Annotated in this window: 11 protein-coding genes; 4 read left to right on the top strand and 7 right to left on the bottom strand. The window is 54.5% G+C overall.

The window, feature by feature from the left end; translation table 11 throughout:
- Positions 1-391 precede the first annotated feature (391 nt).
- A complete protein-coding gene (yjfY, locus tag ACRCWW_RS12560; protein WP_438682711.1) occupies positions 392-643 on the top strand; it encodes a DUF1471 family protein YjfY in 252 nt (83 codons plus the stop codon).
- Between the two features lie 75 nt (positions 644-718).
- Here the strand turns inward: yjfY and yjfP are convergent, their stop codons facing one another.
- Positions 719-1432 (bottom strand): esterase, encoded by a 714-nt coding sequence (gene yjfP / locus ACRCWW_RS12555; protein ID WP_438682710.1) that lies wholly within the window; start codon positions 1430-1432, stop codon positions 719-721.
- A 207-nt stretch (positions 1433-1639) separates the two neighbouring features.
- Between yjfP and bsmA the strand changes: the two genes are divergently transcribed.
- Together bsmA and ACRCWW_RS12545 are read left to right on the top strand one after the other, a co-directional pair.
- Positions 1640-1951, top strand: coding sequence for a biofilm peroxide resistance protein BsmA (gene bsmA, locus ACRCWW_RS12550; protein ID WP_438682709.1), 312 nt, complete (start codon positions 1640-1642; stop codon positions 1949-1951).
- Between the two features lie 130 nt (positions 1952-2081).
- Complete coding sequence (locus ACRCWW_RS12545; RefSeq protein ID WP_438682708.1) at positions 2082-2357, top strand: DUF1471 domain-containing protein; 276 nt, start codon at positions 2082-2084, stop codon at positions 2355-2357.
- A gap of 36 nt (positions 2358-2393) precedes the next feature.
- On the opposite strand, the gene ACRCWW_RS12540 is transcribed toward ACRCWW_RS12545, so the two are convergent.
- A complete protein-coding gene (locus tag ACRCWW_RS12540; protein WP_438682707.1) occupies positions 2394-4016 on the bottom strand; it encodes an isovaleryl-CoA dehydrogenase in 1623 nt (540 codons plus the stop codon).
- Positions 4017-4099: 83 nt separating this feature from the next.
- Positions 4100-5188 (bottom strand): potassium channel family protein, encoded by a 1089-nt coding sequence (locus ACRCWW_RS12535; protein WP_438682706.1) that lies wholly within the window; start codon positions 5186-5188, stop codon positions 4100-4102.
- A 306-nt stretch (positions 5189-5494) separates the two neighbouring features.
- Here ACRCWW_RS12535 and ACRCWW_RS12530 point away from each other — a divergent pair, with 306 nt between their 5' ends.
- Entirely contained in the window at positions 5495-6787 is a 1293-nt protein-coding gene (locus ACRCWW_RS12530) for an MFS transporter (protein WP_438682705.1), read from the top strand.
- 92 nt (positions 6788-6879) lie between these two features.
- On the opposite strand, the gene rlmB is transcribed toward ACRCWW_RS12530, so the two are convergent.
- The 4 genes from rlmB to purA all read right to left on the bottom strand — a co-directional run.
- Positions 6880-7611, bottom strand: coding sequence for a 23S rRNA (guanosine(2251)-2'-O)-methyltransferase RlmB (rlmB, locus tag ACRCWW_RS12525; protein WP_438682704.1), 732 nt, complete (start codon positions 7609-7611; stop codon positions 6880-6882).
- Between the two features lie 125 nt (positions 7612-7736).
- Entirely contained in the window at positions 7737-10193 is a 2457-nt protein-coding gene (gene rnr / locus ACRCWW_RS12520; protein ID WP_438682703.1) for a ribonuclease R, read from the bottom strand.
- 38 nt (positions 10194-10231) lie between these two features.
- Positions 10232-10657, bottom strand: coding sequence for a nitric oxide-sensing transcriptional repressor NsrR (nsrR, locus tag ACRCWW_RS12515; RefSeq protein WP_404659369.1), 426 nt, complete (start codon positions 10655-10657; stop codon positions 10232-10234).
- Positions 10658-10796: 139 nt separating this feature from the next.
- Positions 10797-11947: adenylosuccinate synthase (purA, locus tag ACRCWW_RS12510; protein ID WP_438682702.1), on the bottom strand; the 1151-nt coding region annotated here is incomplete at its 5' end.

Raw genomic sequence — 11947 nt, 5'->3', positions numbered from 1 at the left:
ACCATAAAAACGATTTCGTAATGACGCATCGAATTGCTCCTTACGGATTATTCAGCCTCCTGTCTGGGTCAGCCGCGGCCCATGGAGGCAAGGAACGTGTTAAAGGGCGGCTGAAAAATTGACGCGTAATCATACTTGCGCTACCCAGGAAACTCAAGGTGATTGCGCAAATAATTCGCACTAAGCGCAAAGCTTCGCTGGCTCAGTGGCTTAAAATTAATCAACACGGAATGCGCCATTTTTTTGAACAACTGCATCAGAAATGGTCGCTTAAGGATCTAAGGGTAACGATTACACTTAAATCAGACCCCATCTGGACGCAGAAGGAGCCCCACCTAAACACAGCAGGCTGTATGGAGTGACTATCATGAAAAACATCGCAATCGCCGTAATGGCTGCGGTTTTGCTCAGTGCAAACGCGATGGCAGCCATCAAGATAGACGGCCGACAGGCCAGAAATATGGACGATGTGCAGAGCTTAGGCGTTATCTATATCAACCATAACATCGCCACCGAAAGCGAAGCAGATCAAGCCTTGAGTGAAGAGAGTGACGCGCGCGGCGCCAGATACTATCACCCAATTCTTCTCCATGAACCCGGCAGCAATGGCTTGATTCATGCCAGCGCTGACGTTTACCGCTAGCACCAGGACAACACAAAAACGCACTTTGTCTTAGTTGAACCCTGCCCCCGGACTCCGGGGGCTTTTTTTTTGGCGTCACAAATGCCCCTGAAAAAAACTCACCGCAGCGTCAAGCGCCTCCGGGGTGATGCGATGCTTAACACCTGCCTGCCACTGGCTGGTCAGATTGTTGTCCATTCCCTGTTGCTGTAATGCCTGCTGCAAACGAAACGACTCTATCGCAGGCACCACGTCATCCTCTTCGCCATGCCACAAGAACAAGGGGCGCGTAGCCAGAGCTGCCAGGTTCTGGCCAACGTCCCACTGATGCAGCGCCTGCGGGAAATCCGGTGAAGGGAAAAGCGTTTGGGAAAGCGAGGAGAAATAGCCTGATCCCATCAGGCTCGCAACGCATTTGACTTCCGAATGGTGCGTTACAATACCCAATGCGACCATCCCCCCCATCGAAGCACCCGCCACGGCTAACCGTTCATTCGCTAACCAGCCTTCAGAAATGATCGCCTCCCGTAGTGCGGGAAACGCCTCAATGCTATTAAGCAGGATAGGCCAAAAGCGCTGTAACCTTTGCGCCGCATCGCCTTCAAACCGTGAACCATGATCGAGCGCATCGGGCATAATGACCCTGAACCCGGCCTGCGCCAACGCGACAGCAAAGTAGCTGTAGACCACTTTTGACGAAGTAAAACCATGATAAAACACGATGCAGGGTAAAGCGGAAGTTGCCGCCACCTTTGGATATGCGTGCAAAACTTCACTGCCCGCCAGGTTGCGCATTTCAAGTTCAATCATTCGCCGTCTCCTTCTTTTATGCTGGTATGACATGCGGCTGTGGCAGGTGCAAGTTTATCGCGCCTCTCAGGCCTGCTAATGTTGAGAGGTGGATTACGCTTTTGCGCTTTTTTCATTTGAAAAAAGCGCGAGAGCTAACAGTTCGGGAACATTCCCCCAAAGGCAAATCAATTCATCACTACACTAATGATTAACAGGAAACGGGATATGGCTATGCGACGTTTTGCGCCACTGCTGCTGGCGGTGTTACTGAGTGGTTGCACGGTTCTTCAGGGTACACCTGAAGCACCGCCGCCGCTGACCAGTCATCCGCAGGAAATTAAGCGGAATCAAACGGAAGGCCTGCAAAAAATAGGCACCGCCAGCGCGCTGGTATATGGTTCGCCGATGGATGTCGAGGCCGCTCTCAAGGAAAAAGTGATAGCCGCCAAAGCAGACTACTACGTCGTCGTCATGGTTGATGACACCGTCGTGCCGGGGCAATGGTATTCGCAGGCCATTTTGTATCGCAAACCCTAGGCGATCGTTATTTAGCCAGCTTTACATTGCTTTTCAGCCGTTCACGTTTCTCTGTGCACAATGACGTCATGCTGTTTGGAAGGATGCACGTCTGCGATGGAATGCCCGGATTACCCACGGGTTACGTGAAATGGAGCTGACGACGATGAAAAATGCCTTTGCTTTCTTACCTGGATTTTCAAGAACCACGGCTCAGTCCGCGGAGTTTGCCAGCGCCGATTGCGTGACCGGATTGAATGAAATCGGCCTGATTTCCGTCAATAACATTGAAGGCAGCCTGCAGGATGTCGAGCACGTTATTGCTCTCAAAGCAGATGAGCAGGGGGCTTCCTGGTACCGCATTATTCAGATGTATGAGGAGCAGCATCCCGACAACTGGCGGGTGCAGGCGATTCTGTATGCCTGAGGCAAAGGGCAGGCCCTCACCGCCTGCCCAAGCACATTATCCAACACCGCCTGTCGCGCGCAGCAGCAAATCATCCTGAGTTTGTTCACTGAGCAACACACCCCCACGCGTATCCAGCATCATTCGACACCACGCCTGAGCGAGGGTTGGCGAGGCAGACTTCAGCATTTGCGCACCGCTTCCCAACAGAGAGAGCTGTTGAGCAATTTCACGCCCCTGCGCCTCATCCGGTTTACGTAATCGCTGCTGGAGCTGACGCCAGGCTCGATCGAAATGCCTGTCCTGCCCCTTAACCTCGTTACACTCTGTGCTTAGCACCTCCAGCGCGCCCGGCTGTTTTGTCAGCACGCGCAGGACATCGAGGCACATAATATTGCCTGAGCCTTCCCAGATGCTGTTCACCGGCATTTCGCGGTAAAGGCGCGGCAGTTCGTTATCCTCACAGTATCCGGGCCCCCCCAGCACCTCCATGGCTTCAGCCACGAAGGGGATGCCCGCTTTGCAGACCGCGAATTTGGCGACGGGAGTAAACAATCTGGCCAGGATCATCTCTTCAGGGGAGACCCGATTGCCCAGCGCACGCGCCAGCCGGAACAGAAAGGCCGTTTGGCCTTCGAGCTGTAAAGCCATACGGGCGAGAACCTGACGCATTAAAGGCTGATTGATCAGGGTTTTGCCGAATACCTGGCGTTGATGGGCATGATACAGCGCAACGGAAAGCGCCCTGCGCATTAACCCGTGACTGCCCAAAGCGCAGTCAAAACGAGTCAGCCCGCCCATTTTCAGGATCAGGCGGATGCCCTCCCCTTCTTCGCCCAGCAGCCAGCCTGTCGCATCGGTGAACTCGGCTTCGCTGCTGGCATTTGAGCGATTGCCAAGTTTGTCCTTTAACCGCTCCAGGCGCACCGCATTGCGTTGCCCGTCAGGCAGGAAGCGCGGCAGGAAGAAACAGGAGAGCCCCCCTTTGGCCTGCGCCAGCACCAGATGTGCGTCACTTTGTGGCACAGAGAAAAACCATTTATGCCCGATCAGGCGATACATCGAGCCGTCAATCTTCTCGGCTCGCGTAGTGTTACTGAGCACATCTGACCCACCCTGTTTCTCGGTCATGCCCATGCCAATTAACAGACCCCGCTTTTGGCTGCCTGGCAGTAAATGGGCATCATAGCGATCGCTCATCAGCGGCGTCAGCCAGTCGGCAAAGGGCCTGGGGAGGAGTTGCTGGAGTAACGGCGTGGCGGCAAACGTCATGGTTATCGGGCAGAGCGTGCCTGCTTCAACCTGGGCGTGCAGAACAAAACGCGCAGCACGAGCCACAAATGCGCCCTCACGAGCGTCGTCTTCCCATGCCAGATTGTGTACACGATTGGCACACAGCCCTTGCATCAGCAAATGCCAGGCCGGATGAAAGCGCACATCGTCAAGCCGTTCGCCAGTAGCGTCATAGCGCAGTAGCTCGGGTGGATTCACGTTAGCCAGCCGCCCCAGCTCCAGCGATTCCGCCGTGCCCAGCTGCTGACCAATACTTGCCAGTAAATCACTGTCCCATCCTGCGCCTTCGCGAGATACGGCTTCCCGCAATGCCGAATCCGACAGAAACAGATTGCTGTTGTTCAGAGGCTGGGGCTGATTGAATACGGTATGAGTCTGCCATTCCAAGGTGCATCCCTCCTTATCGGCGTTAGCCGTAAGTATGGTCAGTCACCTTCATTCACGCGAAAGGAAAGGCAGAAAACGTGACCTTAGCGCAGTGTAAATTCCGGTATTGCTGCGATGTCAGCCCACTCGACAGCCCTGGGCTGAAGCGGCCCGTTACTGATCATATGCAGCCACATCCCCCCTACGATTAGGGTGTTAATATCCGGATTCAATTCAAGATTACGGCCATTCCGGGAGCGGCTAACCCCCAGCAGCGTCGCATTGTGACGAATTTTCAGGTATTGCATCATCGCACCGTATTTCACGGGCGTTATACCTTTCGGCACGTCAACCACACAGCCAGTGTCACCAATCATCGGATTGAGCATTGAAGTTATGGAATGGGAAGAGCCTGGCTCCATCGCGGAATGCGTCAGTTGTTCAGCAGAAAGATTTCTGACCACCTCTATCTCAGGACAGTATTGGCTGAGCAGTGTGGCATAACGCTCATCCTCAAGATAAACCACCATATGGCAGCTTTCTGGCACGTTCTCAGCAAGAGACAATGCGATAGTGAATGTTTGTTCGTCCGTCGGGGCGAAAATAATGATTCGGCTACAGTGCCCGAGTCCGATTCGCTGCTGCTCTTCCGGCGCATTAAAATTGCTGACCCGGATAAAATCGACTCCCTGAACGTCAGGCGCAGGATGGTGCAGCAACTCATTCTGCGCGCAAAGCAGAACCCGACCGAACGTACGCTTCTTATCAAACAACAACAAAGAGAGCATCTTTTCGGTTTGCTGGCTGCGCCACCCCACCAGCAGCAGATGATTTCTCAGGTAGCTGAAATTCCCCATGCCTTTGCGTCCTTTTGTAAAAGCCCCTCTGACCGCATTCACCACCTTCCCTAACAGCGTGCCAAACAGCACGACCCCCACCGGAATTTGCCACAGCCCCGTAAACAGCCTGCCCGCTTCGCTGTTCGGGCTGAGATCCCCAAACCCCAGCGACGATCCGACGACCGAGCAGTAATAAATAAACGTGCTGAGCGGCGTCGTCAGCTGGCTCTCATGCAGCCAGCGCAGCACCAGATAGCAAATGCTGTAGTGGCAAAGAAAAAGCAGCAGCAGGCCCGGCCAGGTCAGGCGAGCCAGATGCCGCAGGCAGAATTCAGACACCGGAGTACTTTGCATCAGGCTTTCATTACCGGAATGCTCGAAGCAAAGGGAACAGGGAAGATCGTCAGAAGGGTCATTTTTAAAAATTTAAATTTTATTTTTAATAAAATCATATCGTTACATGAACTCATTGTGCGAGTTTACCCGTTGCGATCGGCCATTGAAAGACAGCGAGGCGAAATTGCTTTTTGAAAACCTTCGCACTCAGGGCGTTTTCCTTCGTGAACCCCATCACAGCCATAAGAATTTTAAATTTTCTTATGTTTTATGTGTGGAATAATTTATTCAATTGTTACTACGATGGTTACGGCGGGACTCTCTATGCAATCAGGATCACCGGCAGCAAAGGCGCATAAGCGCGCGCTTATCGCAGGCTCGATTGGGAATTTCATCGAATGGTACGAGTTTGCGGTGTACGGTTTTTTGGCAACGGTTATCGCCAAAAACTTCTTTCAACTGGCCGGTGAGGCACCGCTCACTGGATTGATACTGACCTACGCTTCCTTCGCCGTCGCCTTTTTCTTCCGCCCGCTGGGTGCCATCGTTTTCGGTCGACTCGGCGACAGAATCGGCCGCAAGCCGACGCTGATTTTAGTATTGGTGATGATGACACTCGCCACTACTGCGATTGGCCTTGTACCGGTTTACGCCACGCTTGGCGTTGCCGCCCCGCTGATCCTGACCTGCCTGCGCATTCTTCAGGGCTTGTTTGCTGGCGGGGAGTATGGCGGTGCCGTGTCGCTGATGACGGAATTTGCACCGCGTGGAAAACGTGGGTTGTACGGTGCCTGGCAATCGTTCACCGTCGCACTTGGCCTGCTGGCGGGGGCCGGTATCGTCGCACTGCTGTCCTTTGTGCTGACCCCTGAAGAGCTGCATGACTGGGGTTGGCGCATTCCTTTCTTCCTCGCCTTGCCGATGGGCGTCGTGGCACTTTGGCTGCGAATGCATATGGAGGAAACACCGAGCTTTGTCCGTCAGCAACAAGAAGAGGCGACGGTGGTGAAAGCGAGCGTCAGCAGCACATTCAAAGCCATTGTCACCGGTATTGGTCGCCTGATGGTCTGGTCTGCCGCCGGTTATACCTATCTGGTTATCATGCCTTCCTACCTGCAGTCGGCCCTGCATACCGGGTTTTACCAGGCGCTGCTGATCGCCGTTATTTCGAACATTGGTTTCGCCATGACCATCATTCCTTCGGGAATACTCAGTGACAAAATAGGCCGTCGAAAAGTGATGGTGCTGGCCGCTGTGTTGCTTCTGGTTCTGGCGCTGCCATTGCTGAAAATTCTTCAGGCGGAATCGAGCACGCTGCTGGTCAAAGCCGTTGTGGTGTTAATCGCGGGCGGATTAGTGGGCATGCTGGCAGGCCCTGGCCCGGCAATGCTGTCCGAAATGTTCCCCACCAGGGTGCGTTATACCGGGCTTGGACTGGCCTATTCGCTGTCGAACGCCATTTTTTCAGGGTGCGCTGGGCTCATCATCACCGGTTTAATCAAAGAGACAGGCAATCTTGATATTCCTGCGTACTACGTGATGGCAACCGCCGTGGTGAGTATTGTTGCGTTGATGACGCTGAGAAAGGACGACCATTTGCGGTCGCTGGATGAGTAAAACACGTTGTCGGGTGGCGGCAACGCCTGACCCGACTTACGGAAACCGCAGTTGTAGGCCGGGTCAGGCGAAAGCCGTCACCCGGCAAACCATCAGCTACGCTGACGTACCGCTTCAAACAGGCAGATGCCTGTCGCGACAGACACGTTCAGCGAAGAAACGCTGCCCGCCATCGGGATGCTGATCAGCTCATCACAGTGTTCACGGGTCAGGCGGCGCATGCCTTCCCCTTCTGCGCCCATCACCAGCGCCATACGGCCCGTCATTTTGCTCTGATACAGAGTATGATCCGCTTCGCCAGCCGTGCCGACGATCCAGATGTTTTCTTCCTGCAACAGACGCATGGTACGTGCCAGATTGGTGACCCGGATCAGCGGCACGCTTTCCGCAGCACCGCAGGCAACTTTCTTCGCCGTGGCATTCAGTTGTGCAGAGCGATCGCGCGGGACGATCACCGCATGCACACCAGCCGCATCAGCGCTACGCAGACATGCACCGAGGTTGTGTGGATCGGTCACGCCGTCGAGGATCAGCAAGAACGGATTATCAAACTGAGCCAGCAGGTCCGGCAGATCGTTTTCCTGATACTGACGGCCTTCTTTTACACGGGCGATGATCCCCTGATGCACGGCTCCGTCGCTTTTTTCGTCCAGGAACTGGCGGTTCGCCACCTGAATCACCACGCCTTGCGCTTCCAGCGCGTGGATCAGCGGCAGCAAGCGCTTGTCTTCGCGGCCTTTCAGAATAAAGACTTCCTGAAAGCGCTCCGGGGCACGTTCCAGCAGGGCCTGCACCGCGTGGATGCCGTAAATCATTTCACTCATGAATATACTCGTAAATAGTTAATCGCTGATTCCCCTCTCCCCAAAGGGGCGAGGGAGAAAATCAAGGGTATGCACCAGACTGTCCCCTCTCCCTTTCAGGGAGAGGGTTAGGGTGAGGGTCAAAATTACTCTGTCGTTTTCTTCGCTGCGCGCTTAGCTTTGGTGGCGGCGGCGATTTTAAGCGTTTTTTCCGACGGCTTTTTGGCTTTTTTACTGGCCGCTTCTTTCTTCGCCGCTTTCGGCTTCTGCTTTTTAGGTTGCCCTTTCTCGCCACGGAACGCGCTGTCCGGCTCGAAGTTTACCTTTTTGCCTGCCTGACGGCGTTTGCCGCTCGGCTTGCCATTACCGGCTTTTTTCGCGTTCTCACGCGCCGTTTTACCGACGTTACGTGGGCCACGCTCACTCGAAATCAGGGAGAAGTCGATTTTACGTTCGTCCATGTTGACGGCTTCCACGCGCACTTCCACTCGATCGCCCAGACGGTAAGTCTGACCGCCAGATTCACCAATCAGGCGCTGGCCAATCTGGTCGAAACGGTAGTAGTCGTTATCAAGCGAGGAAACGTGCACCAGGCCATCAATAAACAGGTCATTAAGACGCACGAAGAAACCGAAGCCGGTGACGCTGGCGATAACGCCCGGGAAGACGTTGCCCACCTGATCCTGCATGAAGTCGCACTTCAACCAGTCAGACACTTCACGCGTCGCTTCATCGGCACGGCGTTCGGTCATCGAACAGTGCTGACCGAGTTGCAGCATCTCTTCCATGCTGTAGTGCCAGCCACCTGTCTCGGTGGAGTTGCCTTTATTGCCTTCTTCTTTCGCCAGCAGATACTTGATCGCGCGGTGCAGCGTCAGATCCGGATAGCGACGAATTGGCGAGGTAAAGTGCGCGTAAGACTGCAGCGCCAGGCCAAAGTGACCACGGTTTTCTGGATCGTAGACGGCCTGTTTCATTGAGCGCAGCAGCATCGTTTGCAGCATCTCATGATCCGGGCGATCGGCAATGGACGTCAGCAGCTCGGCATAATCTCGCGGTTCCGGCTTGCTGCCACCTGGAAGCTCCAGACCCAGCTCCGCCAGCACGGTACGGAAGGAGGTAATCGCTTCTTCGGTTGGCTTGTCGTGAATACGAAACAGCGCAGGCTCAGACTCTTTCTCGACAAAACGCGCTGCCGAGATGTTGGCGAGGATCATGCACTCTTCGATAAGTTTGTGCGCGTCGTTACGCTGCGTCTGCTCGATACGTTCAATGCGACGTTCGGCGTTGAAGATAAACTTCGCCTCTTCGCTCTCAAACGAAATCCCGCCTCGTTCAGCACGGGATACATCCAGCACTTTGTAGAGGTTATGCAGCTCTTCGATATGCTTCACTAACGGCGCGTACTGCTCGCGCAGATCCTGATCGCCCTGCAGCATATGCCAGACCTTGTTGTAGGTCAGACGCGCGTGGGAGCTCATGACGGCTTCGTAGAAGGTGTAGCTCGTCAGACGGCCCTTTGCCGAAATGGTCATTTCACAGACCATACACAGACGATCGACCTGTGGGTTCAGCGAGCAAAGGCCGTTGGAGAGCACTTCCGGCAGCATCGGCACAACCTGAGACGGGAAGTAAACCGACGTTCCGCGGTTGCGGGCTTCGGTATCCAGCGGCGTTGGCGGACGGACGTAATAACTGACATCAGCGATAGCCACCCACAGACGCCAGCCGCCACCGCGTTTTTTCTCGCAGTACACGGCATCATCAAAGTCTCGCGCATCTTCACCATCGATAGTGACCAGAGGCAGGTCGCGCAAATCCACGCGGCCGATTTTGGCCTCTTCCGGTACCTGTTCTTTCAGGCTGGCAATTTGTTTTTCAACTTCTGGCGGCCAGACGTAAGGGATTTCATGGGTGCGCAGCGCCATATCGACCGCCATGCCAGTGCCCATGTTATCGCCCAACACTTCAACGATTTTACCGACGGCTTTGGTGCGACGAGTTGGACGCTGAGTCAGCTCCACCACCACCACAAAGCCCATTCGTGCACCCATCAGTTCTTCTGGTGGAATGAGAATATCAAAGCTCAGTCGGCTGTCGTCCGGCACCACAAAACCGATACCAGCATCGGTAAAGTAGCGGCCAACAATCTGCCCGGTTCTTGGCTCAAGCACACGAACAATGCGCGCTTCACGGCGGCCTTTACGATCGGCCCCCAGCGGCTGTGCCAGCACTAAATCGCCGTGCATGCACATCTTCATCTGCTCGCTTGAGAGATAAAGATCGTCTTTGCGGCCTTCCACGCGCAGGAAGCCAAATCCATCGCGATGACCAATGACTTTGCCTTTCAGCAGATCAAGGCGTTCCGGCAGCGCATAGCACTGACGACGAGTGAACACGAGCTGTCCGTCGCGCTCCATCGCGCGCAGGCGGCGGCGCAGCGCTTCCTGCTGCTCTTCACCGGTAATGTTCAGCTCAACGGCCAGCTCATCACGGCTGACGGGTTTTTCGCGTTTTGAAATAAAATCGAGGATAAATTCCCGGCTCGGGATAGGGTTCGCGTATTTTTCTGCTTCGCGTTCCTGGAAAGGATCTTGTGACATAGCGGTTCCTCCGTAGTCAGCTCCAGTGAAGTGACAGGTCACTCCACCAGCAATAATTTATAAAGCGGTTGATTCTCTTCAACCAAATCGGCCAGCGTGTAGTTATCCAGCTCCTTGAGAAAACTGTTCACGGCCTGAGAAAGCGCCTGTTTAAGCCGACAGGCAGGCGTAATGTGGCAAAACTCGCTGCTGCAATTCACCAGTGATAACGGTTCAAGTTCCCGAACCACATCACCGACGCGAATGCTTTTTGCCGGTTTGCCAAGGCGAATACCGCCGTTTTTTCCACGCACGGCATCGACGTAGCCAGCACGGCTTAACTGATTGATTATTTTAACCATATGATTACGGGATACGCCGTAGACCTCCGTGACTTCGGAGATACTCGTCATGCGACCGTCAGGCAGCGATGCCATATAGATTAGCGCACGCAATCCGTAATCGGTGAAACTCGTTAACTGCACATCAACCTCAAAGCAGGGAAAAACGGGGTGTTATTACCTTTGATGATAAACCAGCCAGCCAGGTAGCGGTTAATTAATTTAAGCGGGGGAAGGTGGAAAGCGGGAACAAAGGGGCGCAGTGAGTGCGCCCCTGACATGATTATGCGTCGAACGGGTCGCGCAGGATCATGGTTTCAGTACGGTCCGGGCCAGTTGAAATAATATCAATTGGCACACCGGTCAGTTCTTCGATGCGCTGAATGTAGTCCAGTGCTGCCTGTGGCAGACCGCTACGCTCTTTCACACCAAAGGTGGTTTCAGACCAGCCCGGCAGGGTTTCGTAAATCGCTTCGATACCTTCCCAGTCGTCGGCTGCCAGCGGAGTGGTGGTCACTTCGCGGCCATCCGGCATACGATAACCGACACAGATTTTCACCTCTTTCAGGCCGTCCAGGACGTCCAGTTTGGTCAGGCAGAAGCCTGAGAGGGAGTTAATCTGCACAGCGCGGCGAACGGCAACAACGTCCAGCCAGCCACAACGACGACGGCGGCCAGTGGTCGCACCAAACTCGTTACCCTGCTTGCAGAGGAACTCGCCGGTTTCGTCGAACAGTTCGGTTGGGAATGGACCTGCACCGACACGGGTAGAGTAGGCTTTGATGATACCCAGAACGTAATCCACATAACGCGGGCCCAGGCCGGAACCGGTCGCCACGCCACCTGCAGTGGTGTTGGAAGAGGTTACGTACGGATAGGTACCGTGGTCGATGTCCAGCAGGGTGCCCTGGGCACCTTCGAACATCACAAAATCACCACGCTTACGCGCCTGATCCAGCAGGTCAGAAACATCCACGACCATCGCAGTCAGGATGTCGGCAACCGCCATCACATCGTCCAGTACTTTCTGGTAGTCAACGGCGTCAGCTTTGTAGTAGTTCACCAGCTGGAAGTTGTGATATTCCATCACTTCTTTCAGTTTTTCGGCGAAGGTCGCTTTGTCGAACAGGTCGCCAACGCGCAGGCCACGACGGGCCACTTTATCTTCGTAAGCCGGGCCGATGCCACGACCGGTGGTGCCGATAGCTTTCGCGCCACGAGCTTTCTCACGCGCCACATCAAGGGCTACGTGATAGTCAAGGATCAGCGGGCAAGCTTCAGAGAGCAGCAGACGCTCGCGAACCGGGATACCACGGTCTTCCAGTTCTTTCATCTCTTTCATCAGCGCAGCAGGAGACAGCACAACACCGTTACCGATGATGCTGGTCACATTGTCACGAAGAATGCCTGATGGAATAAGATGGAGGACGGTTT

Origin of the sequence: Scandinavium sp. (assembly GCF_051650185.1) — a bacterium.
Taxonomy (GTDB): domain Bacteria; phylum Pseudomonadota; class Gammaproteobacteria; order Enterobacterales; family Enterobacteriaceae; genus Scandinavium.
Note: the sequence above shows the minus strand (reverse complement) of the source record. Positions and strands in the feature narration are given on the sequence as shown.

Bases quoted from the DNA above. Each gene is read 5' to 3' on its own strand.
- yjfY (WP_438682711.1), top strand. From the start codon at position 392: ATGGCTGCGGTTTTGCTCAGTGCAAACGCGATGGCAGCCATCAAGATA.
- yjfP (WP_438682710.1), bottom strand. From the start codon at position 1,432: ATGATTGAACTTGAAATGCGCAACCTGGCGGGCAGTGAAGTTTTGCAC.
- bsmA (WP_438682709.1), top strand. From the start codon at position 1,640: ATGGCTATGCGACGTTTTGCGCCACTGCTGCTGGCGGTGTTACTGAGT.
- ACRCWW_RS12545 (WP_438682708.1), top strand. From the start codon at position 2,082: ATGGAGCTGACGACGATGAAAAATGCCTTTGCTTTCTTACCTGGATTT.
- ACRCWW_RS12535 (WP_438682706.1), bottom strand. From the start codon at position 5,188: ATGCAAAGTACTCCGGTGTCTGAATTCTGCCTGCGGCATCTGGCTCGC.
- ACRCWW_RS12530 (WP_438682705.1), top strand. From the start codon at position 5,495: ATGCAATCAGGATCACCGGCAGCAAAGGCGCATAAGCGCGCGCTTATC.
- rlmB (WP_438682704.1), bottom strand. From the start codon at position 7,611: ATGAGTGAAATGATTTACGGCATCCACGCGGTGCAGGCCCTGCTGGAA.
- rnr (WP_438682703.1), bottom strand. From the start codon at position 10,193: ATGTCACAAGATCCTTTCCAGGAACGCGAAGCAGAAAAATACGCGAAC.